This window comes from Paenibacillus sp. DMB5 (assembly GCF_001517085.1).
Taxonomy (GTDB): Bacteria; Bacillota; Bacilli; order Paenibacillales; family Paenibacillaceae; genus Paenibacillus_AQ.
On sequence record NZ_LRAC01000148.1, the window covers coordinates 1 to 22,915 of the forward strand.

The 22,915-nt window shown below is 51.9% G+C and carries 27 protein-coding genes; 12 read left to right on the forward strand and 15 right to left on the reverse strand.

Annotated features, from left to right (window positions below):
* The 3 genes from AWJ19_RS26320 to AWJ19_RS26330 form a co-directional block, all read right to left on the reverse strand.
* On the reverse strand, nucleotides 1–1,170 hold a 1,170-nt coding region (locus tag AWJ19_RS26320), incomplete at its 3' end, for a hypothetical protein (RefSeq protein ID WP_198536649.1).
* Nucleotides 1,160–1,498, reverse strand: a complete 339-nt coding sequence (locus AWJ19_RS26325) for a hypothetical protein (RefSeq protein WP_068728206.1) — start codon at nucleotides 1,496–1,498, stop codon at nucleotides 1,160–1,162. The genes AWJ19_RS26320 and AWJ19_RS26325, both read right to left, overlap by 11 nt.
* The gene (locus tag AWJ19_RS26330; protein WP_347231164.1) at nucleotides 1,491–2,087 is read right to left on the reverse strand and encodes a sigma-70 family RNA polymerase sigma factor; all 597 of its coding nucleotides are present in this window, start codon (nucleotides 2,085–2,087) and stop codon (nucleotides 1,491–1,493) included. The genes AWJ19_RS26325 and AWJ19_RS26330 overlap by 8 nt, the downstream gene beginning before the upstream one ends.
* A 230-nt stretch (nucleotides 2,088–2,317) precedes the next feature.
* Between AWJ19_RS26330 and AWJ19_RS26335 the strand changes: the two genes are divergently transcribed.
* The 4 genes from AWJ19_RS26335 (at nucleotide 2,318) to AWJ19_RS26350 (ending at nucleotide 6,740) form a co-directional block, all read left to right on the forward strand.
* Nucleotides 2,318–3,004, forward strand: coding sequence for a YjgB family protein (locus tag AWJ19_RS26335; protein WP_068728208.1), 687 nt, complete (start codon nucleotides 2,318–2,320; stop codon nucleotides 3,002–3,004).
* A 161-nt stretch (nucleotides 3,005–3,165) separates the two neighbouring features.
* Nucleotides 3,166–4,317, forward strand: coding sequence for a winged helix-turn-helix domain-containing protein (locus AWJ19_RS26340; protein WP_068728209.1), 1,152 nt, complete (start codon nucleotides 3,166–3,168; stop codon nucleotides 4,315–4,317).
* A 108-nt stretch (nucleotides 4,318–4,425) separates the two neighbouring features.
* On the forward strand, nucleotides 4,426–5,697 hold the full coding sequence (locus AWJ19_RS26345) for an MFS transporter (RefSeq protein WP_068728210.1): 1,272 nt from the start codon (nucleotides 4,426–4,428) through the stop codon (nucleotides 5,695–5,697).
* A gap of 575 nt (nucleotides 5,698–6,272) precedes the next feature.
* Nucleotides 6,273–6,740: a hypothetical protein gene (locus AWJ19_RS26350; protein ID WP_068728211.1), complete on the forward strand. Its 468-nt coding sequence runs from the start codon at nucleotides 6,273–6,275 to the stop codon at nucleotides 6,738–6,740.
* Here AWJ19_RS26350 and AWJ19_RS26355 read toward each other — a convergent pair.
* Genes AWJ19_RS26355 through AWJ19_RS26360 form a run of 3 tightly spaced genes read right to left on the reverse strand, consistent with a single transcriptional unit; the run spans nucleotide 6,732 to nucleotide 8,645 of the window.
* On the reverse strand, nucleotides 6,732–7,535 hold the full coding sequence (locus AWJ19_RS26355) for a TatD family hydrolase (protein ID WP_068728212.1): 804 nt from the start codon (nucleotides 7,533–7,535) through the stop codon (nucleotides 6,732–6,734). The two genes, AWJ19_RS26350 and AWJ19_RS26355, sit on opposite strands and share 9 nt — an antisense overlap.
* Nucleotides 7,528–7,677, reverse strand: coding sequence for a hypothetical protein (locus AWJ19_RS35420; protein ID WP_157890092.1), 150 nt, complete (start codon nucleotides 7,675–7,677; stop codon nucleotides 7,528–7,530). Before AWJ19_RS35420 ends, AWJ19_RS26355 begins: the two co-directional genes overlap by 8 nt.
* Nucleotides 7,678–7,706: 29 nt before the next feature.
* Entirely contained in the window at nucleotides 7,707–8,645 is a 939-nt protein-coding gene (locus tag AWJ19_RS26360) for a stalk domain-containing protein (RefSeq protein ID WP_068728213.1), read from the reverse strand.
* Between the two features lie 148 nt (nucleotides 8,646–8,793).
* Between AWJ19_RS26360 and lepB the strand changes: the two genes are divergently transcribed.
* Complete coding sequence (gene lepB / locus AWJ19_RS26365; protein WP_068728214.1) at nucleotides 8,794–9,252, forward strand: signal peptidase I; 459 nt, start codon at nucleotides 8,794–8,796, stop codon at nucleotides 9,250–9,252.
* Nucleotides 9,253–9,512: 260 nt separating this feature from the next.
* The gene (locus AWJ19_RS34320; RefSeq protein WP_082708131.1) at nucleotides 9,513–9,689 is read left to right on the forward strand and encodes an aspartyl-phosphate phosphatase Spo0E family protein; all 177 of its coding nucleotides are present in this window, start codon (nucleotides 9,513–9,515) and stop codon (nucleotides 9,687–9,689) included.
* Nucleotides 9,690–9,711: 22 nt separating this feature from the next.
* Here the strand turns inward: AWJ19_RS34320 and AWJ19_RS26370 are convergent, their stop codons facing one another.
* Complete coding sequence (locus tag AWJ19_RS26370; RefSeq protein ID WP_068728215.1) at nucleotides 9,712–10,287, reverse strand: TetR/AcrR family transcriptional regulator; 576 nt, start codon at nucleotides 10,285–10,287, stop codon at nucleotides 9,712–9,714.
* Between the two features lie 298 nt (nucleotides 10,288–10,585).
* Between AWJ19_RS26370 and AWJ19_RS26375 the strand changes: the two genes are divergently transcribed.
* The 3 genes from AWJ19_RS26375 (at nucleotide 10,586) to AWJ19_RS26385 (ending at nucleotide 13,558) form a co-directional block, all read left to right on the forward strand.
* Nucleotides 10,586–11,746 (forward strand): MFS transporter, encoded by a 1,161-nt coding sequence (locus tag AWJ19_RS26375; protein ID WP_241781904.1) that lies wholly within the window; start codon nucleotides 10,586–10,588, stop codon nucleotides 11,744–11,746.
* A gap of 268 nt (nucleotides 11,747–12,014) precedes the next feature.
* On the forward strand, nucleotides 12,015–12,605 hold the full coding sequence (locus AWJ19_RS26380; protein WP_082708132.1) for a sigma-70 family RNA polymerase sigma factor: 591 nt from the start codon (nucleotides 12,015–12,017) through the stop codon (nucleotides 12,603–12,605).
* The gene (locus AWJ19_RS26385; RefSeq protein WP_068728217.1) at nucleotides 12,602–13,558 is read left to right on the forward strand and encodes a DUF4367 domain-containing protein; all 957 of its coding nucleotides are present in this window, start codon (nucleotides 12,602–12,604) and stop codon (nucleotides 13,556–13,558) included. The genes AWJ19_RS26380 and AWJ19_RS26385 overlap by 4 nt, the downstream gene beginning before the upstream one ends.
* An 88-nt stretch (nucleotides 13,559–13,646) precedes the next feature.
* On the opposite strand, the gene AWJ19_RS26390 is transcribed toward AWJ19_RS26385, so the two are convergent.
* From AWJ19_RS26390 to AWJ19_RS26400, 3 genes are all read right to left on the reverse strand, one after another.
* A complete protein-coding gene (locus AWJ19_RS26390) occupies nucleotides 13,647–13,955 on the reverse strand; it encodes a hypothetical protein (RefSeq protein WP_068728218.1) in 309 nt (102 codons plus the stop codon).
* Nucleotides 13,952–14,611 (reverse strand): hypothetical protein, encoded by a 660-nt coding sequence (locus tag AWJ19_RS26395; protein WP_128083706.1) that lies wholly within the window; start codon nucleotides 14,609–14,611, stop codon nucleotides 13,952–13,954. The genes AWJ19_RS26390 and AWJ19_RS26395 overlap by 4 nt, the downstream gene beginning before the upstream one ends.
* 138 nt (nucleotides 14,612–14,749) lie before the next feature.
* On the reverse strand, nucleotides 14,750–15,169 hold the full coding sequence (locus tag AWJ19_RS26400; protein WP_068728220.1) for a MarR family transcriptional regulator: 420 nt from the start codon (nucleotides 15,167–15,169) through the stop codon (nucleotides 14,750–14,752).
* Between the two features lie 150 nt (nucleotides 15,170–15,319).
* Here AWJ19_RS26400 and AWJ19_RS26405 point away from each other — a divergent pair, with 150 nt between their 5' ends.
* Nucleotides 15,320–16,174 carry an AraC family transcriptional regulator gene (locus AWJ19_RS26405; RefSeq protein WP_068728221.1) on the forward strand — a complete coding sequence of 285 codons (855 nt, stop codon included), beginning with the start codon at nucleotides 15,320–15,322 and terminating at the stop codon, nucleotides 16,172–16,174.
* A gap of 7 nt (nucleotides 16,175–16,181) precedes the next feature.
* Here AWJ19_RS26405 and AWJ19_RS26410 read toward each other — a convergent pair whose 3' ends face one another.
* The 5 genes from AWJ19_RS26410 to AWJ19_RS26425 form a co-directional block, all read right to left on the reverse strand.
* Nucleotides 16,182–17,156: a hypothetical protein gene (locus tag AWJ19_RS26410; RefSeq protein ID WP_068728222.1), complete on the reverse strand. Its 975-nt coding sequence runs from the start codon at nucleotides 17,154–17,156 to the stop codon at nucleotides 16,182–16,184.
* A gap of 33 nt (nucleotides 17,157–17,189) precedes the next feature.
* Nucleotides 17,190–18,182 (reverse strand): hypothetical protein, encoded by a 993-nt coding sequence (locus AWJ19_RS26415; RefSeq protein WP_068728223.1) that lies wholly within the window; start codon nucleotides 18,180–18,182, stop codon nucleotides 17,190–17,192.
* The gene (locus AWJ19_RS26420; protein ID WP_068728224.1) at nucleotides 18,179–19,087 is read right to left on the reverse strand and encodes a hypothetical protein; all 909 of its coding nucleotides are present in this window, start codon (nucleotides 19,085–19,087) and stop codon (nucleotides 18,179–18,181) included. Before AWJ19_RS26420 ends, AWJ19_RS26415 begins: the two co-directional genes overlap by 4 nt.
* A gap of 183 nt (nucleotides 19,088–19,270) precedes the next feature.
* The gene (locus AWJ19_RS36930) at nucleotides 19,271–19,453 is read right to left on the reverse strand and encodes a hypothetical protein (RefSeq protein ID WP_082708134.1); all 183 of its coding nucleotides are present in this window, start codon (nucleotides 19,451–19,453) and stop codon (nucleotides 19,271–19,273) included.
* Nucleotides 19,454–19,670: 217 nt separating this feature from the next.
* Complete coding sequence (locus AWJ19_RS26425) at nucleotides 19,671–21,734, reverse strand: methyl-accepting chemotaxis protein (RefSeq protein ID WP_068728225.1); 2,064 nt, start codon at nucleotides 21,732–21,734, stop codon at nucleotides 19,671–19,673.
* 284 nt (nucleotides 21,735–22,018) lie between these two features.
* Between AWJ19_RS26425 and AWJ19_RS36935 the strand changes: the two genes are divergently transcribed.
* Together AWJ19_RS36935 and AWJ19_RS37425 are read left to right on the forward strand one after the other, a co-directional pair.
* Nucleotides 22,019–22,246, forward strand: a complete 228-nt coding sequence (locus tag AWJ19_RS36935; protein WP_241781903.1) for a hypothetical protein — start codon at nucleotides 22,019–22,021, stop codon at nucleotides 22,244–22,246.
* Nucleotides 22,240–22,860, forward strand: a complete 621-nt coding sequence (locus AWJ19_RS37425) for a methyl-accepting chemotaxis protein (RefSeq protein ID WP_277815842.1) — start codon at nucleotides 22,240–22,242, stop codon at nucleotides 22,858–22,860. The genes AWJ19_RS36935 and AWJ19_RS37425 overlap by 7 nt, the downstream gene beginning before the upstream one ends.
* Nucleotides 22,861–22,915: the final 55 nt, after the last annotated feature.

A 22,915-nucleotide genomic window follows, 5' to 3' on the forward strand; every position in this document is an offset into this window, starting at 1 on the left:
TTTGGTGAGTGTGCCTGATAGGGTAGCAGGAGCATCGAAGCCCAGCTTCACAGCTTCCCGCAGCGCTGTCTGAAGCGCGACAAGCTGTTCCTCTGTGGAGGATGATGTTCTATACACCTGTTCAGCCGCATTGCTGCCAGTATCTTTGCTGCCACCGACTGCACCGCCGCTGCCTGAGCTGCCGCTGTCTGAGCCGCCGCTAACTGTGCCGCTACTGTCTGTGCCTCCGCCATCTGAGCTGCCGATACTTGAACTGTTGCCGCCTGAGCTGCCGCCTGCGCCACCACCGCCTGAGCCACCGCTATCTGAGCCACCGCTATCTGAGCCACCACCGTTTGCAACGCCGCTAACTGTGCCGCTACCATCTACGCCACCGCTGTCTGAGCCGCCGGAGCCGGAGGCGTTCTGCGGCGAACTACTGCCAGCGGGATTAAGGCCGGCATCCCGTTCAGCCCAGATCTTACGGTATTCCTCCAGCGCACTGTTAACCAGTGTAAGCGCCTCGCGGCCTTTGCCTTGTGTGAACAGCAGCCGCCCCTGCAGCCAGGCTGCTCTCGCGTCCAGTTCTGATTCGTTATACTGGACAGAGAACTCTGCCTGCTCCAGCAGCTGCCCGGCCTGAATGAACCGCCCGGCATTCAGCGCGCGCTCCGCCCGCAGCAGGGTCAGCTCGCGGGCAGCTGAAGATTTGCTGCTGACTCTTTGTGCAGCAGCAGCAATAGCCTGGTCCGCCTGATCGCCGGCATTCCCTGCCGCATCATATTCGTAGACCAGCTGCTTAACTGCATTCCGCAGGGAATAATCAGCCGGTCCCTCTTGAATATACTCTTCCAGCAGCTTTATTCTGTCCGAGGGCAGAAGCGGGGAGATTTCCTCGTCTTCCCCGATCTGGTTAACCTGGCTCATTGAACCGCCTGCATATACGTTATACCAGTAAGTCGGGTATGCATTGGCCGGCTCTACGACCGTCTTACGGATGAGCAGCATTCGCGCACTGCCGCTGCTGGCGGCTAGTTTCTGCAGCAGCACAGTCCGGGCGTCTGCGGAAGCCTGCTGTGCCGGACTTAAGTCGTCCCCGGCTGAAGGCCGGGTAAGCACAAAGGCCGTCAGCAGCGTGAGGGGGAGCAGCAGAAAAAGCACCAGATGCTTGACCTTGATTCTAATTTTCATGCTGCTTCACCGCCTGCTCGTAGAGGTCCTTCCAGTAGGTGTTACCCCCGGTTTCTATTAATTCACGCCGTTCCTGTATTTGGATCGATTGCTGTTCCTTTATTGTAATTTGCGGGGCATAGAACAGAAGAACTCCTGTCGTGAGAACTGCTGCCGCAGCACCGAGCGTCCCCAGCGATATTTCCAGCTCCTTATTCCACAGCGCGGCTAGACGTGCACGGAGGGTAGGCGGATGGGTCTGTTCCAGCACCCGGTCATGGCCGGAGAAGGTGACATGAGCAAGCTCGTCTTCTAGCCTTTGCCTGATTGTTTCGCGTCCGTTATCCATTATCAATGTCCTCCTTCTCCAAAATCAGCCTGAGCAGCTGCCGCCCGCGGGCAAGCCGCGATTTTACTGTGTTCTCCCTTGTCTTCAGCTGGGAGGCAATTTCCCGTACACTCATTTCATGAAAGTAATACAGGGTTAAGCTTTCACGGTAGATATAGTCCAGGCTCCCGATTGCATCCGTCAGCTTTACATTGTGCCACTCCGTCATAAAAAGCTCTTCCGCACCTGCCGCCGCTTCGCCTGCAGCCTCTGCCCACTGCCCGCTCTCTGCCGCCGGAAAAATACTCCGCCAGCTCCAGGTCCGCTGCTTCATCCGGCACCGGTTGACCGTAATCGCAATCAGCCAGGAACGGAGCCGGGAGGGCTCCTTAAGCTGGCTGATTTTGGCGTAAGCCTGGATGAACGTGTCCTGTACGGCTTCCTCGGCAGACTGCCGGTCCCTAAGCAGCAAACAAGCCGTCCTGAGCAGCATATCCCCGTATTCATCCATTAGCTGACGGAGAGCTGACTCATCCCTGGCCTTGATTCTCTCTATAATATCCAGACGAAGCTCCCCTCCCTTTACTAATAAGATGCCGGCTGCAGCAATATGGTTGCGTACGTAACCTTAAAATTTATTTTCCGCTGCCAAGTGGTTCGATACCGGAGGGATTGTCCAAAATAAACTCAGCTTTCTATGGCTGTCCGTTCTGCGCGGAGCGGTACGTTCAGGCGGCGGTTTGTCTCCCGAATAGCGCAGTCTGCAACCTTTATTACGTCCAGCACGTCAATTTCATTACTTATGACCCAAGCAGTTCTATTAACCAAGGAGATGACAGCATGACAACAACGTTCAAAACCATAGCAGGAATCATGATACTGGCCAGCGCACTCGGGCTTTCGGCCTGTAGTTCTTCCGGCAGCAATACCGGGAATAATGCGACGGCCACAAACGCCCCTGTAGCTGAGACGTCCGCGTCTGCCCAGCCGGATGCCACTGCCAGCCCTTCGCCAGCGGCAGCTGAGCAATCCGCTCCGCCAGCAGCCACGGCAGCACCGGACACAGCAGCAGGAAACGGGGCTGCTGCAGAGGACAGTTCCGCACAGCTCAAGGAGCTGCTGGAGCTGGCCAGACAGGGCAAGGTCCCAGGTGTGGAATATGCCGCACACAGCGGAATGATTGATGAGGTTGAGGCGGCATGGGGGGAGCCGGACACCAAGGAAGCAGCCGGAAAAGGGATGTATTCCACCTACAATGCCAAGCATGTTGTCTTCGGCTGGAACAAGGGCAGCCGGATATTTGATGTCCGTTCCAGTGCCGCTGACCTGCAGCAGCTGACGCTGAAGGAAATTGAGCAGACGCTTGACAAGCCGGATGATACTGCAGTGAACGGCAGTGACAAGATTTATATATACCAGGCCGGTAAGGAGTACCAGCTGAAATTTATTATTCCGGAAGCAACAGGCATCGTGGATCATATCTCGGTCTTTTCCGAGCAGGACTCCTTTAACAATATGGCAGGCTAAAAGCAAACAAAGAGTGAATCTGCAGGCTGAATGCGGGTTTGCTCTTTTTTTGTCCCGTTAGAGGGGATTCTGCTTATTGTATGACGTTAGGGCTGGAGCGGGCGGAAGTCCGGCTGATATAATACATCCATGGATTTATCCGTGGAAAAGAGGAACTTGCGATGCAACTGAAACTAGATGGCAGCAATTTTACTGTGGCGGCCGGCGAAACGGCGATCCAGCTGCTGCCCAAAGAATTTGCGCTGCTGGAATTTATGTACAGGAATAAGGGGCGTACCTTCACACGCGGACAACTGCTGGACAAGGTCTGGCCGCTGGAGTATCCGGTGGAGCGTACCGTAGATGATCATATATACCGCTTGCGTAAAAAGCTCCGCCCGTTCAGCGGCCTGGCGCTTCAGACCGTAAGAGGCTCCGGCTATTGCCTGTCCCTGAAGGAAACGGCGTCCGGCCCTATGGTCAATCCGACAACCTATGATCCGGAGCTGCGGGATACGATGCGAGACGTTTTTGGCAAATTCCATGTCTACGGGCAGGGCAAATCGATGATCAGTCTGGCCAGCCAAAAGGATATCCTGGGCTATGAGCTGGACCCCCAGGTTGCTGTAACCCTCCATTTTGTGCAGGGGGATCTCGATTGGCTTATGCATACAGAGGAGGTTCCCCTGAAGGACCGGCTGTTTCATTTGTTTGTATTTTACATGTTCACCGGAGATCCCCGAAAGAAGCTTGCCGTATGTGAGCGGATGATTAATACGCAGGTGATGCATGAGCGGGATCAGCTGGAGCTGGATATTCTGACGATTCTCGATCTGTTTATCCTCTCGGGTACACCCGAGCGGGCATTGGCGCGTCTCCCCGGGTCCTATCAGGCAATCTCGGAGCGTGGCTATGAGAACTTCGTGCCGGTAACCATGATTACCGAGCTGTTTGCGCACTTGGCTGCAGGATCAGGAAATGATGTGCTTATGCGGCTGGATGAGGCTGTGGTGCAGATTTTGCAGGAGAAGCCCTTTTTAAGAGAAACCGGCGGCTACAAAATTGTAAAAGGACTCTGGCACCTGCGGGAAAATCAAATGGCTGAAGCCGGGCAGCTGCTGGATGAGGGGCTTGAAGTGCTGGAGCGGTCGGGGTTTGTTCCGCTTAGCCTGTACGGTTTTTACCGGATTTACCATTACTGCCGTCTGTATTTGCCGCCACATCCGCTGCATCGTAAATATGAACGCAGGTTTATTGAGGCGATGGAGGAGAGCAGGCTAATCCGTTATGAGCAGCCCTTGGAAAAACTGCTGATGCGGGTGATGAATCCCTAATCCGATTTCCTGATTTCCCTCTGATAATGCTCTGACAATTCTCAGCTACATTTAGGTCATAAGATGACTGATTCATCGAGACCATATATGTACCTGGAGGAATGTCAGATGGAAGCTACATCCAGGCAGGGAACGAGCCTGCTGCATAACAAAGTCTACGTGCGCGTATACAGCGCCTTTGCCACCGCCAGCTTTGGCGACTGGTTCGATTCTCTGGCGATTCAGGTGCTGGTCGGGTACCGCTGGCAGGTCAGCCCGCTGATGCTCGCTATGATTCCGGTAGCTATTGCGCTGCCCAGCATTCTGCTCGGCTCCGTGGCCGGGGTTGCCGCAGACCGGCTGAATAAGCTGAAGCTGATGCGGGTCTGCGATCTGCTTACCGCAGTGCTGACGCTGGTGCTGCTGTTTGCCCCGAATATGTTCTGGCTGCTGCCGCTGTTGTCCTTGCGCTCCGCCATCTCTACCGTTAATATGCCTGCCCAGCAGTCGCTGACCCGCAGCATTGTCAGAGAAGACCAGCTGCTGCAGGCCTCCTCGCTTAACGGGCTGGTGAACCAGGGCTCCAAAATCGCCGGCCCGCTGCTCGGCGGACTCGCCCTCACCTTCTTTACACCCCAGTGGTGTATCGTGCTGAATGCCGTGCTGCGCGGCTGCTCTTATCTGCTGCTGTTGTCTGTACGAAATATTGATACAAAGGAAGAACCTGCACAAAAGGCTGCGGAAGAGCAGGTCCCGTTGCGGATCATGTGGAAGGAGGGCTGGGGCTTCCTGTTAAGCAGCCGCATCCTGCTAAATGTGATGCTGTACGGGCTGGCCGGAGCTTTGGCTATCCAGGTTATTGATTTTCAGTTCACCAGCCTGTTCCGGGTATATTCTCCGACAGGTGAAGCGGTGCTGGGCTGGATGGTCGCAGCTTCCGGTGTGGGTGCTGTGTTGACTATCCTTCTACTGGGCAAATTGAGCAGTGCAGTCAGCTATACATGGCGGCTGGGTATGGGCTACATGCTGATCGGCGTGTCGGTAGCGGGACTCGGACTTCTGCAGCCTGGAGCTCCGGTCATCTGGGTGCTGCTGCTCGGCTTTATCCTGGGAGCGGGGAACGGGGCATTCGCAGTAGCCTTCAACTATATGCTGCAAAAAGAAACCCCGCCGCACATGACCGGCCGCATCTTCGGGATCCAGAACACCGTGCTCAGCGCCGTGCTGATCATCGCCCCGCTGCTCGGCGGCCTGCTGGTACAGTTCGCCGGACCCGGCCGCATCTTCCAGATCTTCGGCCTCATCCAGGTCGCTCTTGGACTGGCCGGCCTGCTCTTCGGCCGGGTGCTCTGGCGGGAGAAGCGGGAGACCGGGACTGAGCGGATGGAGCAGGCGGGATAGAGGGAGACGGATTGAATTAGCGCATCCGCCTCTCCCAAACTGCTGCTGGTACATCATATTGGCTAAATACGGGATACCCTTTACACACGTAAGACACGAAGGGCAGCCCATGGGGCTGAGTCCATAATCCATCCGCGCCGCTGGGGCTCCCGTCCGGTATAGCCCTGCTGCTTTAACTGCACTCTGTACATCTAAAAGCAGCTTTTTGGGCAGATTCAGCCATATAAGTGTATTCCGTACAGCTATATTCTCCATTTCCCGCCGTTTTGCGGGAATGGAGCTTTTTTAGTTGTATGAACTACACTTAAAGGACTACAATAGGGCAAATCCGGCTGTTTTAGCTGCACGAAGTACAACTATCTATATCCAGTTCCAGCATATCACTACATAAGGAGGTTCACAGTAATGAGTGAATTTACATCAGGTCATATTTTGCGGGCCACGGATCGGGACATCGTCAGGAAGCATGCTGTTAGCGGTTCAGTAATAATTCAGCTGAATGCACAATACATAGCTTACTTAATAGAAGATACGTATAACAGTGGGCGGCTCCGGAGAATATTCAGCTTCTGTCAGTGGAGGCGCCTGTACTATATTTCTATAACTTTGCGGACCATGAGTGGGGCTACCAGCTGATTCACCAAGGAAAAGAGATTGCGACGCTGCATATTACCTATGAGTATGAGGAAGAGATTGTTTTTCATACTGCAGAGGAAAGATATCCGGAGTCAGACTTCACGGAGCTGCTGCTCGGAGGTACTCTGGAAAAGATCCGGGAGGAGCTTGAGGCTGCCTCTGTATTTGAGCAAAAGCTTGAAGAACTGTTCAACGACAGCCGACCCGAGCAATTTCACCTGCTGGGGGCATCCGGTGAACAGATTGAACAGCTCCGTGAAATTCTGAGCCTCTCCTTCATTAACCGCAACATTAACCAGGCTATGGAGCTATCTGATAAATTCAAAGAGATTCTCGGCATAGAAGAAATGTCCTATATCCGGCATGAACGGGTAGTAGAATCCGAAGATTACGACGAACTATTCTAAGCTTCCCGTACCCTCATGCAGCCGGTAAAACCGCGCCGTATTCGCGCTCAGCAGCGCTTCTGCCTGTGCAGGCGAATAACCGTGCAGCGCACCCCAGGCTGCAGCAACATCGCGGATCATGGCCGGATGCGTAGGCCGGCCGGCAAAAGGCCCCTCAAACGGCCACGGGCCGTCGGTCTCCGCCATAACCAGCTCCGGCGGGTAACGTCTGGCCAGGGCCTGAATCTCCGGCTCGTAGACGATATCCGGAGTGAAGGAGATATAATAGCCGCGCTCAATCATCCGGGCGACGGCTTCCTCCGGCCCTTTGAACCAGTGAAAATGGGCATCGCGGATGCCATGCTTGTCCAGCAGATCACAGGCGGTCAGTGCATCCTCATAGACGGCATGCAGCACCACCGGCTTGCCGAGCCTCGCGGCAAGGCCAAGCAGGGTGTCCAGCAGCCGGACATAGGGATCCACTGCAAAAGGCGCGCCGCGCTCCAGCGCTTCGGCCCGGCTGTAATAAGGCAGGCCTATTTCACCTACGGCCGCCATATCTGCGGCGTGTTCTTCTATGAAGCGGAGCAGTGCCGCGAACTCTGCTTCATCGGGGAGCGGCTGCTCGGGATGATAGCCGTAGGCCGGCTTAATCAGTCCGGGAGCTCTGCAGGCCAACTCCCATGTACGTGCACAGGAGTCCAAATTCATCGAAACGGCAATCAAGCCGTTAACGCCTTGCCCTGGAAGGGCGGGCAGCATGTGCTCCAGCACAGCAGGGTCATATTGCTCCAGATGAATATGGGCATCAATCATTAGCAGCCTGCTTCTTCACCGTTGCCGGATATTCATCGTATGCCTGGAAGGTGACGGATTCCGGCTCCAGTGCTCTTCCCGAAGCAGCCGGTTTATAAATCAACTCCAGACTGCCGATGCTCTCCAGAAAGCCGGTTGTCACGTTCACTTCAGCCTTGAGCCGTCCTTTATCTACTCTGTAGTAAGTAACTGTACCAATACCTGCTGCTCCGCCGATATTCGGATCATCGCTGCGGTCCGCAGCCTCAGTTCCACCTGCGCCGGAAGTGCGCCGGCAAGCTTCAGCGAAACTAGCATATCCTTCCCGTCTGCAGTAATGCTGGAGGTGACAAGCTGACTGGCAGCCTCCCAGGCTTCAGGTACAGCAAGCTCCTGCCATGTCTGAGGATTAATGACGTGGATTTCCTGCTCCACAATTCCCGTTCCTGTGCCCAGTGTCAAAATAACCACGGCTTCAGGCTGCCCGTCCTGATTGACATCGGCATAATAAAGCTCCGGCGGATGACTCAGATCCCGGTAGGTCTGCCAGTCATATTTGTGTTTCCGTCCGTTTACCTCAAGAACATAGCCTTTATAGGCCGTTTTGTCTTTCAGGGCAGCATAAATTTTGAATCCGGGGTGATCCTCCGCGGCAGCAAGCGCTTCAGTAGGAGTACGGACCGTTGTGCTTACACTGCCGGATATAATGGATACCGAATTCTGCTCCTGATCCAGCCGGAAGTCGGCTCCGGATATAAGATTCAGCGCAGATGCCGGAATATACATACGCCCGTTCCGCAGAATAGCCTTGCCTTCAAGCGCAGTAGAACTGCCGTAGTAGAGCACAAGCTGGCTTCCTGGTTTAATCAGCGTACTGGTGCTGTCGTCTGCAATCGTCAACAGCTTTTGACGGTTATCCCATTGCAGTCCGGCAGGATAAAATTCTGTAAGTACCCGGACTGGAATATACACGATATTCTGGTTAATAAACGGATGCAGCGGGGTAAGTGCTGCTTCCCCGTCGACAATCAGTTTAAGCGGTGCAGCGGCAAACGTTTTATCTATATCAAGAGCCGAGGGGCATGCGGCAATCAGCATTGCGGCAGCCACGCTGGCAATCCATCTTTTCATCAGTAAATCCTCCATTTATATAAGCTGTTCATTAATCTAGTAAACGTACCTCTTATTAGTATAAAGCAAATTGAACGTGTGAAGGTCACTTTCTGTTAACATTGATAAAACAAGCTTGTTACGCTTTGGTGACGAAAGGGGAATTCCAATGAAAGTAATAAGAAAATCAATTCTAATGCTATTTGCAGCCCTTACTTTGGGTGCCTGTAACAACGATGAAAGTATAATTGAAGTCGAAATCATGGGCCCTTCCATGGAACCGACATATCAGGACGGCCAGACTCTGAAGGTGGATACGAAGGTTTACGAGGAAAATGAAATTGAACGCAATGATATTGTCTATTTTTCAAGCAGAGAGGATTTGTATTATGTCAAAAGAGTCATCGGGTTGCCGGGCGAAGAAATCGTTGTCACAGAGGAGCAGATTCTTATTGACGGTGTCCCTCTGGAAATGCCTTATGAGCTTAAGAATAATCCGATTGTTGGCGAGTATGTAACTGGTCAGGCGGAGTATTTTGTAATCGGGGACAACTATAGCGACAGCTTGGACAGCAGAACGACCGGGCCTGTCCCTAGGGAGCTGATTAAGGGAAAAGTAGTAGACTAGCCTTGATACAGCCCGGTTTAGCCGACTGTATGAGGAGCTAAATCCATACCTGAAGCAGCTTGGGATCATGATTAAACCAAGATCCTGAATAGGTGAAAAGGAGGCCTGCCGGTGTACACCCCGGCAGGCCTTTTTCTTGTACAGCGCTAACGGACAAGACAACACATATACGAAACCTTGAATATCTATACATGATGCATTGAGCCTGCAGTCCTATAATTTGACATATACCTCTAAAATATGTACGGGAGGTAGTGCAGATGGACAAGCTCAAAATCCTGCGCAAGCAAATAGAGTACGAAAGAACCAGGCTTAATCAGATGGAACAGACCTACGGGCTGCTTCATCCGCATGTAATCAGACAGTCCATGAAGCTGGATGAATTGATCAATACATATACAAGAATAGATTCCGGGGGAATTAACAGAGCAGAGTAGCTACTTACTGGGTGTGCTGCAGTTACTGTCTGATTCCCTCGAAGGCAGCGGCTGTTATCGTTTTGATATAAGCCTCGTCCAGCACATCGCCTGTAATCAGCAGCCTGTAAAAAATCGGCCCGTACAACAGATCAATACTGCAGCTGATATCCAGATCCGGCTTCAGCTCACCCCGCATCACTCCACGTTCCAGCAGCTCGCGGGCTTCCTGCCGCCGCGGGGCAAAAAAGCGGGTCCGGTAAGCTTCGGCCAGTCCGGCATCGGACTGGCCTTCACCGATCAGCCCGGTAATGACCATGCCCTCCCGGCTGCGCAAAAAGACCGCCAGGTTTGTCGCATGGATCTCAATATCCTCTCTTACGGAACCCGTGTCAGGCACCGGAAGGCGTGCCGTTGCTGCTGAGAGGTAGCCGTCCATGACTACCGCTGCTTTGTTAGGCCACCATTTGTAAATGGTGGCCTTGCTTACTTTTGCCCGCTCAGCAATTTTATCCACCGTCACGGCTTCAAAGCCTGTTTCCAGCAGCAGCTCGTAGGATGCAGCCAGAATTGCCGCCTCTGCTTCGTTATTGCGCGGGCGTCCTCTTTTTTTGTCCATCACAATGACCTCCTGAAATTCATAATCGGCTCAAGTATAGGATTGCAACAAAACTAAACTATACGTTCATTATACAAAACATCAAGAGAAAATAGCCAATCGGTGAAGCGGCAGAATTATGGCGGAGACGAAAATATTTAATTTGCCCATTTACAAAACTGTACGTTCAGTATATTATAAAGCCATAATTAATAAACTAAACGTTCAGTATTTAAAAGTGAAAGGTGGAGTTAATATGGAACAGGTAAGTCAAATCAACGGGGTAACCGGGGCGAAGAAGGCTGCGGAGAGCGCAGCAATGCCCGGCTGGATTACATTTCTGCTGGCAGCTTCCTGCGGACTTATTGTTGCCAATCTGTATTATGCCCAGACGCTGGTCGGACCGATCGCCGCAGCGACACACCTCTCTTCCGGAGCAGCAGGGCTGATCGTCACTCTGACACAGATCGGCTATGTAATCGGACTGTTGTTCGTCGTTCCGCTGAGTGATATTATCGAGAACCGCCGCCTGACCGTGATTTCGCTTCTTGTCGTCGTCGCGGCACTGGTTGCGGCTACACTGGCTCCGAACGCGGGGCTGTTCCTGGGCGCTTCGCTGTTCATCGGGCTTGGCTCTGTAGCTGCTCAGATCCTGGTACCCTACGCTTCGTTCCTCGCTGCTGAAGAACACCGGGGCCGGGTAGTAGGCAATGTTATGAGCGGGCTGCTGCTCGGCATCATGTTCGCCCGTCCGCTGGCCAGCTTCGTCTCGGGGCTCTGGGGCTGGCACGCCATTTATGCCATTTCGGCTGTTATTATTGCCCTGCTTACTCTTCTGCTGTCCAGAGTGCTGCCGCAGCGCCAGCCGGTTCCGGCTATGAACTACGGCGGGCTGATCCGCTCCCTGGGTACGCTGCTGATGAATACACCTGTGCTGCGCCGCCGGGCCATCTATCAGGCCAGCCTGTTCGGAACATTCAGCCTGTTCTGGACGACCGTTTCACTGCGGCTGGCTGATACGTATCACCTGTCCCAGCAGGGTATTGCCTTGTTTGCCCTGGCCGGTGTTGCTGGAGCCGTCGCCTCCCCGATTGCCGGAAGACTGGCTGACAAGGGAAGGACCCGTCCGCTGACCGGACTCGCTTTTCTGCTTGCCGGCGGTGCCTTTCTGATCGCTTACCTGTTCCGCAGTGATTCCGCAGTAACGCTGGGTCTGCTCGTTGCCGCAGCTATCCTGCTGGATATGGGCGTATCTGGGAATCTGGTGCTCGGACAGCGGGCGATTTATTCCCTGGGCAATGAAGCCAGAGGGCGCCTGAACGGATTGTTCATGGCTATCTTCTTTATCGGGGGTGCCATCGGTTCATCGGTTGGGGGATGGGCTTACGCTTACGGAGGGTGGGAATTGACCTCGCTGATCGGGATAGCGGTGCCTGCACTGGCTTTTGTGTATTACCTGACCGAGAAGAAACAGGCGTAAGCCGATTATTATACAAGCATTGCACAGACATGGAGAGCTGCTCATCAGGCCGGATTTTGCCGGCCCGGCGGGCGGCTTTTTGCTGTACCGGTAATAATGCAACATAATCCGCATACAAGCGGCCTGTCAGTGAGGGATACTGGATTTGAATGGTTCATTCGGACGGAATTTCTTGCAGGACTTGTAATGAAATCCCGTTGTCCGCGTATTAGCTGGGGTAAATCACTTGGCCCGGTGAATTTGCTTAAGAAAGGAGAGCCTGAGAGAGATGCAAGAGCGCGCATTGCTGCAATCGTTTTGGCACAAGAGAGTGAAGGAAGAAGACCCCGCTGCTGCCGCCGTTAGGACGGATACGGACAGGGTGTTCACTTCCATATTTGAAGACTATTATTCGAGGATATTCAACTATACCGCTTACCGCGTCAGCTGCCGTTATACGGCGGAGGACCTGACCAGCCAGGTTTTTGAAAAAACATGGTCCAGGCTGCACAGCTACTCCCCGGAAAAAGCACCCTTTGAGGTGTGGCTGTTCGCCATCGCCAGAAATGTCGTGAACGATCATTACCGCAGCCGGAAGAGAAATCTGTTTTTTCCGCTGGAGGCGGTCCGTGAGCTGGTCTCAGGCAAAAAAACGCCGGATGAGCAGCTGCTGGAAGGGGAGCGCAACAGCCGGCTGGGCATGGCACTGGATACTCTGACAGCCAAGGAACGGAATATTGTGGCGCTGAAATTCGGGGCGGATCTGAAAAATACAGAGATCGCCAGCCTCACCGGCATATCCGAGAGCAACGTCGGCGTGATCCTGTACCGGAGCATGAAAAAGCTGAAAGCTGAAATAGGGAGCGTGGAGCAGCTGTGAAAAAAGACAATATACAGGAGTTTGCAAAAGCTGTTGATGACGGTGTGCATCTGAAAAATGCTCCTGACTGGAGCGGACCGCAGGAATCACTTGAGCTTCTTAAGCTGGGCCGGGCGCTGGCCGGACAGGATTACAGCAAGGCTCATAAGGCGGCAGTGCTTGCCAAAGTGCAGAGCCGTACCCAACTTAAACAGGAGGCAAAACAAATGAAAATAAAAACAGGGTGGAAACGCCCGGCTATGGTTATGGCATCCCTGTTGGTTGCCGGTGCGCTGAGCGTCAGCTTCGTCAAGCCGTCCTTTGCCCAGGAGCTTGTGGGCAGAGTGCTGCAGAGCATTAATCTAGGCAACATAATAGCCCATGAGATGGATGCCGCGCAGATTCCCGATTTTCCAAAGGAGTGGGAGGGCAAGCTGTTTGACAAGGACGGTAACGTAATTACTTCTGATTCGGAAAAAGTCAGTGAAATCTATAACGCCGCCGGAGAGCAGATTGTTAATTTTGACGGGGATAAGCTGATTACCAAAAGTGAACAGGAGCGGCTTGATAAAGAAGCGACAGAGCGTATAGTGGCCGTGAAGAGCCGGGCGGAGCTGGACAAATACGCGATGTTCAAGGTTAAGCTGCCGGAGTATCTGCCGGAGGGATTTGCTTTTGACCGTGGGGAATTCTACAAGTCGGAGGAAGGCGTTAATGGCAAGTATGTGGATCTGTTCTTTAGCAGTGAGCATGAAGGGCAGGATCTCAAAATGCAATTCCGTTATTCCGACAAGGAAACGGCCTACGAAATTTCGACCAGAATGAGCATCGAGACGGTAAAAATAAACGGTGTTGATGCTGCAATGATCGATAACCGGAACCTGGACTGGGAAGCGGATGGCGTATTGTATGGTATTTCATCTCACGGGCTGGACCGGGACGAGGTGCTGAAGATCGCCGAATCACTCCGTTAACCGGAGGCTGTCCGGTATCGGCCGGAAATATCAGAGAGAAGCCCGCCCTGGTGCGGGCTCTTTCTGCTGCCTGCAAGCAGGCCAGACATCAGGATTTAATATAGTATAGGCAGCGCCGGAGGAAACGTCTGGTATATACAAATGAAGCATACAGCAGCAGAGCCAGTACGAGCCCTAACGGAAAACTGAGGATACGCGGCAGATCATTCCCGGGATAGAGGGTCAGTGAAATTCCCTTCCAGCCGAACAATCCGAGCACAGCTGCTATTAGCGCGATGATTGAACAAACGGCGCTGCCGGCCGTCCATACAGCGAGAATTGGAAGCATGAACAGGCTGGCAAAGATTTTGCCGGCAAGGGACGCAGCATTTTTACGGAATACAGTGGTGTTATTCATTCTGAGGTTCCTCCTGGACTGTTGAGTTTTATTATTGTTATTACTGTGGAGGCTTTGTCGATATGCAGGCTTTCCGTATAGCGCACTTCCTGAATCCGGCAGCGCGGACCAATGATAATCCGTTTGCCGCAGACCCTTTCAGCTGTCGTATGCTCAAGCTGAAGTGAATCCCCCTCCAGCAAGCGGCAGTTCAAGCGGTGAATAGGTTTGGTAAAAAAGGAGAGGCCCGACAAAGTGCTGGTTACAGTCAAGGAGCCCTCCGTTTTAAGCTGATTTATTCTGCTGCTAGCGCTCAGGCGGATGATAACGGAATCTGAGGCGGTAAGCCGGCCAAGCTGTACGGCTCCTTTTGCCAGAAAGGTTACTGCTGTAATATCTTCCGCCGCCGACAGGTATCCGCTGGACCGGACATGCTCTGCCTCCAGACTGTGTACCCTCAGGCTTCCGAAGCTGTCGACCTGTGCCGCCTGACAATGCCCGGCAATCCGGCATTCTCCCGACACCTTAAGCCGGCCTGCAGTCACTGTTCCTGACGCTTTGAACTGGCCGAACACATCAACCGAGGACGCAGTCAAATCTTCGCGCCGGCTGAGAGCACCTCTTACCTTATAAGGAGGCATATCTGGTGCGGCCGATTGGGTGGATGGACTAAGCATGCAGTGATCACCTTCATCTAAATTTATTTTAGTAATTAAAATATATATTTATTATAATATATAGTCAATAAAACAAATCTCGTTATTGCGCACAAAAAACACCGCCTCTTTGACAGAGGCAGTGCGGGACGAAGCTTGTTAACTGGTGATTTCATTCATCAGGCTGTTGATCTGGTGCAGAGTATCTGTAAACTTATGCAGCTCGGGGATCTCAAACCTGTCAAACAGCTGCAGAATCCGCCGGGTTCCTTCACCGGTAATTTCGATGTTAACCACCCTGCGGTCCTCATTCGTGCGAACCCGCTGAATCAGGCCTGCCTCTTCCAGCTTGTCACACATGGAGGAGGCGGCACCCGGTGTAACAACGAATCTTTCAGCAATTTCCGTGATCTTCAGGCTTCCGGCGAGCTGCAGCTGAAACAGCAACATGAGCTGATTCTGGCTCAGTGTTTCATTCTTATTGATGCGTTCAATAAATATCTGTGATTTCTGCTGAACGGCAGCCATTGTATCCATAAGGCTAAGAATAGCCTGTGACTTTTGTTGATCCGTGCTCATCGTCAGACACGCTCCATAACTATTTCAATCTTTAAAATATATAGAGATTATAACTTTATTGCCCGGAAGCAGCAAGAAATGTCCGGCAGTAAGAATGTTGCCTAATTATAATTGGCTTAACCGTTGCAATAAGAAAGGATGCGGAGCCTATTGAACTACTTGGAATGTCTGCAGAGAACAGTTGATTATATTGAGGAAAAGCTGAAAGAACCGCTTTCTATTGAAGAATGCGCCCAGTATGCCGGCTTCTCCAAGTTTCATTTTCACCGGCTGTTTGGCATCCATCTCGATGTTACTCTGATGGAATATGTCCGCAGAAGGCGGCTGGGGTATGCGATGCTTGATGTTATGCAGGGAAAAAGAATACTGGATATTGCACTCGATTACGGCTACAGCTCGGAACGGGCTTTCAGCAGAGCCTTCCAGCAGGAGTTCGGCCAGTTGCCCAGCAGCTGCAGGAATGCAGGCTATACTTTGCCGCCAAAGCCGGTATTGAGTCAGAAGGTTAATCAATTACGCGGAGGTGTAACAATGGATTATTTAAGTGAGGTATCTGTTAGCAGCCTGGAGTCGATGGATGTTGTGAGCGGAGTAAAAATCAGCTGTAATCCCGAGGAGGAAGTAATTGCAATGCTCACGGAGTGGGCACGGCAAAAAGGGGTGGCCGGAGCAAGACAATTCGGGTTTGATGTACCCGTTACAGACGGGGAGCAGGAAAAGGGGCTGCGCGGCTATGAATATTGGATAGCGGTTGATCAGCAGCCCGAATCGCTGGACTCCAAGCTAAGTTACAAGCATGTGGAAGGCTGCAAATATGCTGTGCTGCGGATTACCGAGCCGTTCGCTGATCCTTTTGAGCGGATCCCGCTGGGCTGGAAGAAGCTCGCCGCCTGGGTAAACAGTAAGGGTTACCAGACTTCTTGTAACCATGAGCGTTTCTGGCTTGAAGAAAAGCTGGAGCACGGCAATTCAACCTTTATGGATTTGTACTTTCCAATTGAATAACAGCTCATCAGCGCAGCCCGACATCATGGAAGCGGTTGGCAATCGGCTCATGCAGCAGCGTCCGGATCGAACGGATAGCTGCTGTTTCTGCTGCCCGGGCAGCGTGAAATAAGTCAATGAAGGAGCTGCCGGGCTTAGAGAGAGCGCCAGGTGTGCTGTTCATCTCGGCAGAGGCCAGCATTTTTTCATACAGGATAGCCAATTCCGCATAGTGCCCGGCTACCTCTTGTGAAGCAGCCCAGTAGCCTGCGGCAAACCGTGTATATTGTGCGGCATCACGTTTGGCTGCGGCGTAGACAGAGATGGTTTCATAGGCGCCTGCAGCATCATAGCTGCCGGATTGCAGTGCGTTAAGGATAGCGTCGTAAGCAGCAAGTCCGCAGGCATAGTCTGCTTCGGGTAACATAACATCAGGAGTTTCCGCCCGGAACACTGCCTGCATATAGGACTCCTTAATGACCTGGAGTACGTCGGTTTCAAGGAGATTGTCATAGACCTGGTAATAACAATAGGGCGATTGGTTCCGGCCCAGTTCGGCAAAAGACAGCTCCTGTACCCCGGCCGACCGGCCGTCCAGATAGTAGAACAGCTGATTTTTTTCGTGGTACCCGTTCACAATAACAAATCCGTCCTTCCACAGGACGGCGGCGGTGCCGCGGTCGATGGAGCTTTTGATGTCCCGGACGGCCTGGCGCTGATAGAGTGGGAAGGTCGGGGTGAAATTGAACCCGCCCCACTGTGAAGCAGTAACGCCGATTAGGTCGCAGGCCACCAGATGCTCTGCCATCCAGTTGTAGGCAGTGGCTGAATCGGCATGAAGCTGCCGGTGGACGGAGAAGCGGAAGCACGCCCCGGTCATTCCGGCGAGCATCGGCTTGGGCAGGCTGAACCAGCCTTTGGCCGCAAGTACACCGTATAAAGCATCTGTAAAAGAAAGGGACTCCGCTCTGCACTGAACGGAGGAAAGTATAATCGCGCTCATAGATCATCCTGCTTTCTGGAGGGGAGTTGTTTGTTACCTTGCGGTGTGGGCACCCCACCGGGGAACAAGCGACCGCTTGCGGTCAGGATAGCGTCCGGAGATCAGGCGGACGAGCGCCATGGCCCTCTCTTCCAGTGCCTCAGCCTGACTGAATACATTGCATAAAGAAGCCTTCAGGTCTTCCGGCAGCTTTTGTCCTTTGGAAAGAGCAGGCAGTACAGCAGTAATCTCCGGGCCAGTGATCAGGGTTAGCTCCCGGTACAGACCGAGAACCTCGTCAAGGCGTGGAAGCCGCCAATGGACCTCCTGCAGATAATCCCTGATTTCTGTGCGTGAATAGAGGTAGGAAGCTAATAGATAGCCGGCTCCACCGGCATCGTAATCGTCCTGCACCAGTGCATTAATTACATACTGGTAGGCCAGCCGGCCGGAGGCAATCTCCTGATCAGGAAGCGTTTTGTATGGAGTTTCCCAGTCATATAGTGCGAGCCGCAGTGATTCCAGTACAGCATCTGTCAGCGGAATGCTCACCTGATCCCCAAAAATCCGGTAATACCAAAAGGAAGTGAAGTTGATCCCAAAATTGTCGTACAGCAGTACTTGTGTGCCTGCGGAACTGCCGTCCTGAAGATAAAATATTTCAGCTTCATCGTCATAGCCGTTTATAACGCCGAACTCTGGTATCCAATATACGGCGCCGATACCGGAATCAATGCTCTGCCTGACCCAGTTGACGGCATCCTGCTGATAGCTTCCAAAGGAGCTGTGTCTTGAGCGTCCGGCATCATGTACGGTATAAAGCCCCAGATTATCGATGCCTGGGCTGTGCTCGATGCCCCACTGTCCGTAGGCGGTGACCGAATGGGGGAGCAGCCTGCGGTGGGCAGCGAACTTGAAAGCCATGCCGCTGAGTCCGGACAGCATAAACTTGGGCCCGTCAAAGCGCCCGGCTGCAGTCAGAATAGCGTGGGCTGCATCGGTAAAGGATTTCGACTCCCGGCGCATCTGAATATGATCCAGTATCATTTATTTGGTTCCTCCGGGTTCAGTAAATGGAGTACAGTCCGGCATCTGGCGGCAACTTTATCCTGCAGCCATTTGGGGCCGGTAAGCTCCAGCCAGTCTGTCATCAGCAGGTGGCGGATGAACAGCTCTGTGTCCAGAAAATCTACCTCGTAGAGATCCCCGCTGCATAATCGCGCCGGGAAGCCATGCCAGTGTCCGTCCGGCGGGGGAGCTGACAGCCGGAGCCGGGCAGTGAACGGCTTCAGCCTGCGTCCGGTCTCCGGACGGGAGCCCGGGGCAGGCCCGTCTGCAAAATGCTGCCCGGTCAGCTGCAGCTGAAGAATTGAGGACAGCAGATAGTACCTGGGCTGCCCCGCCTGCTGATCCGCCGGTCTGGCGATAAGATGGTCCGCATCGTAGTGATTTTCGAGCCTGATCGGACAGAGCTCAAGCTCGCCGTCTGTACCGTCATAGATCAGCTTCACAGTGATCCGGCTCCGGATGGCATGATCCAGCAGCTCAAACATCTGCAGGCTGCGGGGATTGACTGCAAACAGCGGCAGCCGCGCCTCCCTCTCCAGCTCCTGCTGTCCGGTCAGGCGGCCCAGCAAATGGCCGATCCGCCGTATCTCCGGCCCGTTCTCGTAATTATACTGGCTGTATCGGTATGCCAGATATTTGAGGATTTGCTTCTCTTGATCAGTCATATACAGATAAGGCAGTATGAAGCTGTCATCCTCATAGCAATAGCCGCGTTCCCTGGCTACATACTGCAGCGGTGCACACAAGGAGGAAGCCATATATTCAATATCCCGCTGAGCCTGGCGCTTGGAAATTTCAAATTGCTCTGCGAGCGATCTGCTGTTCGGATAGCGGCCAGTTCTCACCTGCTGGTCGAACCATTGAATGCGGTGCGTATGGCTCAAGGGTAAGTCTCCTTTTTATAGTGAATAAATAGTAGAAAATAGATTGTGGCATAGAGTCCTATATGCTCCAGTATAGGCAGCCTCCGGTTATGAGACAATCCGGTTATGAGACAATCCGGATATGAGACAAGGCCGCTGCTCCCTGCTGTCAGGCGGAGAGCAGCCGGCCGTTATACAGCGGCTTCAGATAGCGTCCACTTTAGCCTGCGGCGCCTTGCTGCACCGTTTGCATACCTTAACTCCAGTACCGTCGCTTTTCACTTTCGGGTAGAGCAGCTTGATGCGAGTGCTTGTACAGATCGGGCATGTCCCGCGGCCCCGTGTAGGAAGGGACCAAAGCACACGTCCGCGTTTGGTTTTGGGCATAGGTCTGCGTACCTCATTTCGCTAGTTTGATTGTTACATCCGGAGTATATAACAGGTGGTACGACATAAAATGTCGTATCGGAGAGGGGGTGAGAAAAAAATAAAAGATATTTGCGCCAGGCCAATATCGAGGAAACGTAGAAGAAACCCAAGGTCTAATAATGACCAGGGTTTCTTTTTGATATGGTTAATATGAAAACGTAAGAGAAAAGAACACTTACTCGACGCGGAATTTAGAGGCTGATTCTGCCAGATTTTTAGTAAGCTTGTCAATGGTTTCAACCATCTCGGCCAGTTGTCCAATGGTGGAGGATTGTTCCACCATGGTAGCTGTAACTTCTTCCACTGAAGCAGAAACCTCTTCACCGGTAGCCGAGAGGCTTTGAGCTGAATCGAGAACGTCGTCCTTGTCTTTTTGCATATGAGCAATTTCATCGGCCATCGATTTAATTTGATCCGTGATGTGCGTGATTTTGTCCAGAATGGTTTGGAATGCCTTCTGTGTCTGTCCAACGAGTTCATCCTGTTTGGCGGAGATATTATTAATTTCTACTACGCTATCATTATTTTCTGCGACAGAGTCAAGATTTTGTTGAATGATTTCATAGATTTCATTCGATTGCTTCGTGCTCTGTTCAGCGAGCTTCCGGATCTCGGAGGCCACTACAGCAAAACCTCTGCCGTGTTCCCCGGCTCTCGCGGCTTCGATCGATGCGTTCAGTGCAAGCAGATTCGTTTGAGCGGCGATTTGATTGATTGCTCCTGTTATATTGCTGATGCTGTTGGAGCTTTCCTGAAGTTTTACTGTGATCGCCGAGATTTTCTGGACCTCTTGTTCATTCTTATCACTGATCTGAATTAATCCATCAACGACCTGATTGCTGGTATGGAAGACCTCAATGATTTCTTCAGCTCTTTGTCTGACGGATTGGGCATTATCGTTCATCGCAGCAAATTTCTCGCTGAATCCATAGAACTTATCGACTATGTGCTCGGTATCATTGGACTGCAGTTCCATCGCCTGGGCAATACTCGTGGAGGTTACCGAGGTTTCATTAATGGAGCGGGCGGTCTGTTTAGAAGTCTTCTCCAGTTCATTGGTGCTTGCGTTGAGCACGGAGATAGAATTATTCATATTGGTGATGAGCTCTTTATTTTGCCGGACCATGGTATTGAAGCTGTCAGCCAAATCCTTGAACTCACTTGTATAGCGGCCATCGGCACCGATGGTTAAATCTCCGTTTGCCAATGTTTTGAACAGCGAGGTCAGCTTGATAACAGGTTTGGTTATAGAACGGGACAGCAGCATACCGAAACCAATGGCGACAAGCAGGGCGATAACCGTTACAATGAAGATTTTCATCAGCATATCCTGGATAGGACGTTTAATATCGGTGTAGGAATCGATAACGGAAATGGTAAGATCAGCCTTGGGAATTTTGTTGATTCTCAGATATTCGCTCGCCAATTCGACAGACTGCGTAACGAGCTCATCCGTTGCCCTGATCGCCAGAAAATCATTCATCCCTGGAGTGCCAGCAAGACTTTGTCCGATCCGGGTAGGGTCGGTGGAGTTATACAGGATAATTCCGCTCCGGCTCAAAATCTCTATTTTACCTTGCCCATTAATTTTAATGTTGCCCAGTTTATCCAGGAAGAAGCTGCTGTCCACGGTCATGGCCAAGACGCCGATTACCTTGCCTTCCAAGTCTTTGATCGGCTGGGAGAATGCGATTAATAATTTATCGCTGCTTTTGGACTGGATGGCATCGCTGATAAAGGATTGACCCTTGAATGCTTCTGTAAAATATTCACGGTCTGCCCGGGACTGCCCTATGTTGTCTGTGTTTGTTCCTGCTAGAATAGTTCCTTTAGAATCCAAAACAAGTAAGGAGCTAATGCTGCTTGTGTCGTTCATGCTTTCCTGAAGGATTCCGTTTGCTTTTTCATAGTAGGGATTTGTTGAAGAAAAAAACTCTTGCTCGGACAGCGTTCCTTGTCCCCTAAGATTTAACAGCTGTTTAAAGGTATTGTGCACTGAAATTACATAAGTGGTCTGCTCCTGCAGCTGCATTGCAGTCCACAGCCCTTCACCTATACGATCCGCGTTTGCGTTAATTTCATCTTTGCTCTTTCGAAGCAACAGATCCGAGGAGACGAAATATACTGTGACTGATGTCGCCAAGAGCACTACAGCAACTAGCAGGCTTAATAATATAGGAAGCTTAACCCTCAGCGAGATATTGCGTATTTTATTAGATATTATTTTTATTTTCCCCATAGTGTTCATTCTCCTTTAGCTTTTTAAGTCTCTGCAGACAGGCACGCTACATTATCGGCTGTGAATTGATAAAATTTTAATGAGAAATCTTTCCAATGTAACCTTCCGGTTCTTAGTTAAGAGGCTGTGTGTGCTAGCAATCTAGTTATAACAAGTATTTGTGTAAGCAATATGATATAAAAATAAATAAATCTGAAGTCTTTGAGCACTATGTAATATGTGATATAGAGATATTTTTTCCTGTGCTATAATGAGCAAAAAAAATGCTGTGGGGCTGAAAAGCTTTGAACAACCTAAATGAAACAGGTCATGAACAGTTGCTGGAATCTTTAAAATTATCACTGCCGCTAGTGCAGCGCTTATTTCCTATTGATGTCATGTTCGCCCTGGCAGATATGGAGAAGTTTATCTACTATCTTCCGGGAACAGAGCTGGATATCCGCATTCAGGAGGGCATGCCGTCCCGCCGAGAGGAGGAATACGAGCAGCGCTGGAGACAGGCGAGATGGTAAGTGCCGATATTCCCAAAGAAATCTACGGCTGGCCCTTTAAGTCAACTTCTATACCGATCCGGGACGGAGAAGGGGCAATTAGCGGTGTGTTTACCATTGGTATAAGTCTCAGCAATCAGGAAACGTTAAGTGACGCAGCCAACGTACTGTCTGTCACCTCCGAAGAGATCAGCTCGACCTCGGAAGAAATTGCGGGCACCGCTTCTGATCTGGCAAACATAGTAGGCGATTTGAAGGTGCTCGGCCAGACAGTGGTCGAAGAGCTGCATAAGACCGATGAGATTCTGGATTTTATTAAAAAAGTGGCCGATAACTCCAACCTGCTCGGTCTTAACGCGGCCATTGAAGCTGCGCATGCCGCCGAGCACGGCCGGGGCTTCGGCATAGTGGCGCAGGAAATTCGGAAAATGTCCGTTTCCAGTGCCTCATCCGCCAAAGAGATCACCGGCATTCTGGAAAGAATCAAGAAAAATATTCATCAGATGGATGCAACGTTGCTGGAGTGCCTGGCACAGAGTGAGCGTCAGGCTGCGGCAACCGAAGAAATTACAGCCTCCATGCAGCAACTGGCTGCCTCCGCAGCAGAGATTGAGAAGATTGCCCGTCTGATCTGAGGAAAGACGTACCTGAAACTTAAGGCCCGCGCCTATCGCGGGCTTTTTGGCGCGG

Bases quoted from the DNA above. Each gene is read 5' to 3' on its own strand.
- AWJ19_RS26325 (WP_068728206.1), bottom strand. From the start codon at position 1,498: ATGGATAACGGACGCGAAACAATCAGGCAAAGGCTAGAAGACGAGCTT.
- AWJ19_RS26335 (WP_068728208.1), top strand. From the start codon at position 2,318: ATGACAACAACGTTCAAAACCATAGCAGGAATCATGATACTGGCCAGC.
- AWJ19_RS26340 (WP_068728209.1), top strand. From the start codon at position 3,166: ATGCAACTGAAACTAGATGGCAGCAATTTTACTGTGGCGGCCGGCGAA.
- AWJ19_RS26345 (WP_068728210.1), top strand. From the start codon at position 4,426: ATGGAAGCTACATCCAGGCAGGGAACGAGCCTGCTGCATAACAAAGTC.
- AWJ19_RS26355 (WP_068728212.1), bottom strand. From the start codon at position 7,535: ATGATTGATGCCCATATTCATCTGGAGCAATATGACCCTGCTGTGCTG.
- AWJ19_RS26360 (WP_068728213.1), bottom strand. From the start codon at position 8,645: ATGAAAAGATGGATTGCCAGCGTGGCTGCCGCAATGCTGATTGCCGCA.
- lepB (WP_068728214.1), top strand. From the start codon at position 8,794: ATGAAAGTAATAAGAAAATCAATTCTAATGCTATTTGCAGCCCTTACT.
- AWJ19_RS34320 (WP_082708131.1), top strand. From the start codon at position 9,513: ATGGACAAGCTCAAAATCCTGCGCAAGCAAATAGAGTACGAAAGAACC.
- AWJ19_RS26370 (WP_068728215.1), bottom strand. From the start codon at position 10,287: ATGGACAAAAAAAGAGGACGCCCGCGCAATAACGAAGCAGAGGCGGCA.
- AWJ19_RS26375 (WP_241781904.1), top strand. From the start codon at position 10,586: ATGCCCGGCTGGATTACATTTCTGCTGGCAGCTTCCTGCGGACTTATT.
- AWJ19_RS26380 (WP_082708132.1), top strand. From the start codon at position 12,015: ATGCAAGAGCGCGCATTGCTGCAATCGTTTTGGCACAAGAGAGTGAAG.
- AWJ19_RS26390 (WP_068728218.1), bottom strand. From the start codon at position 13,955: ATGAATAACACCACTGTATTCCGTAAAAATGCTGCGTCCCTTGCCGGC.
- AWJ19_RS26395 (WP_128083706.1), bottom strand. From the start codon at position 14,611: ATGCTTAGTCCATCCACCCAATCGGCCGCACCAGATATGCCTCCTTAT.
- AWJ19_RS26400 (WP_068728220.1), bottom strand. From the start codon at position 15,169: ATGAGCACGGATCAACAAAAGTCACAGGCTATTCTTAGCCTTATGGAT.
- AWJ19_RS26410 (WP_068728222.1), bottom strand. From the start codon at position 17,156: ATGAGCGCGATTATACTTTCCTCCGTTCAGTGCAGAGCGGAGTCCCTT.
- AWJ19_RS26415 (WP_068728223.1), bottom strand. From the start codon at position 18,182: ATGATACTGGATCATATTCAGATGCGCCGGGAGTCGAAATCCTTTACC.
- AWJ19_RS36930 (WP_082708134.1), bottom strand. From the start codon at position 19,453: ATGCCCAAAACCAAACGCGGACGTGTGCTTTGGTCCCTTCCTACACGG.
- AWJ19_RS26425 (WP_068728225.1), bottom strand. From the start codon at position 21,734: ATGGGGAAAATAAAAATAATATCTAATAAAATACGCAATATCTCGCTG.
- AWJ19_RS37425 (WP_277815842.1), top strand. From the start codon at position 22,240: ATGGTAAGTGCCGATATTCCCAAAGAAATCTACGGCTGGCCCTTTAAG.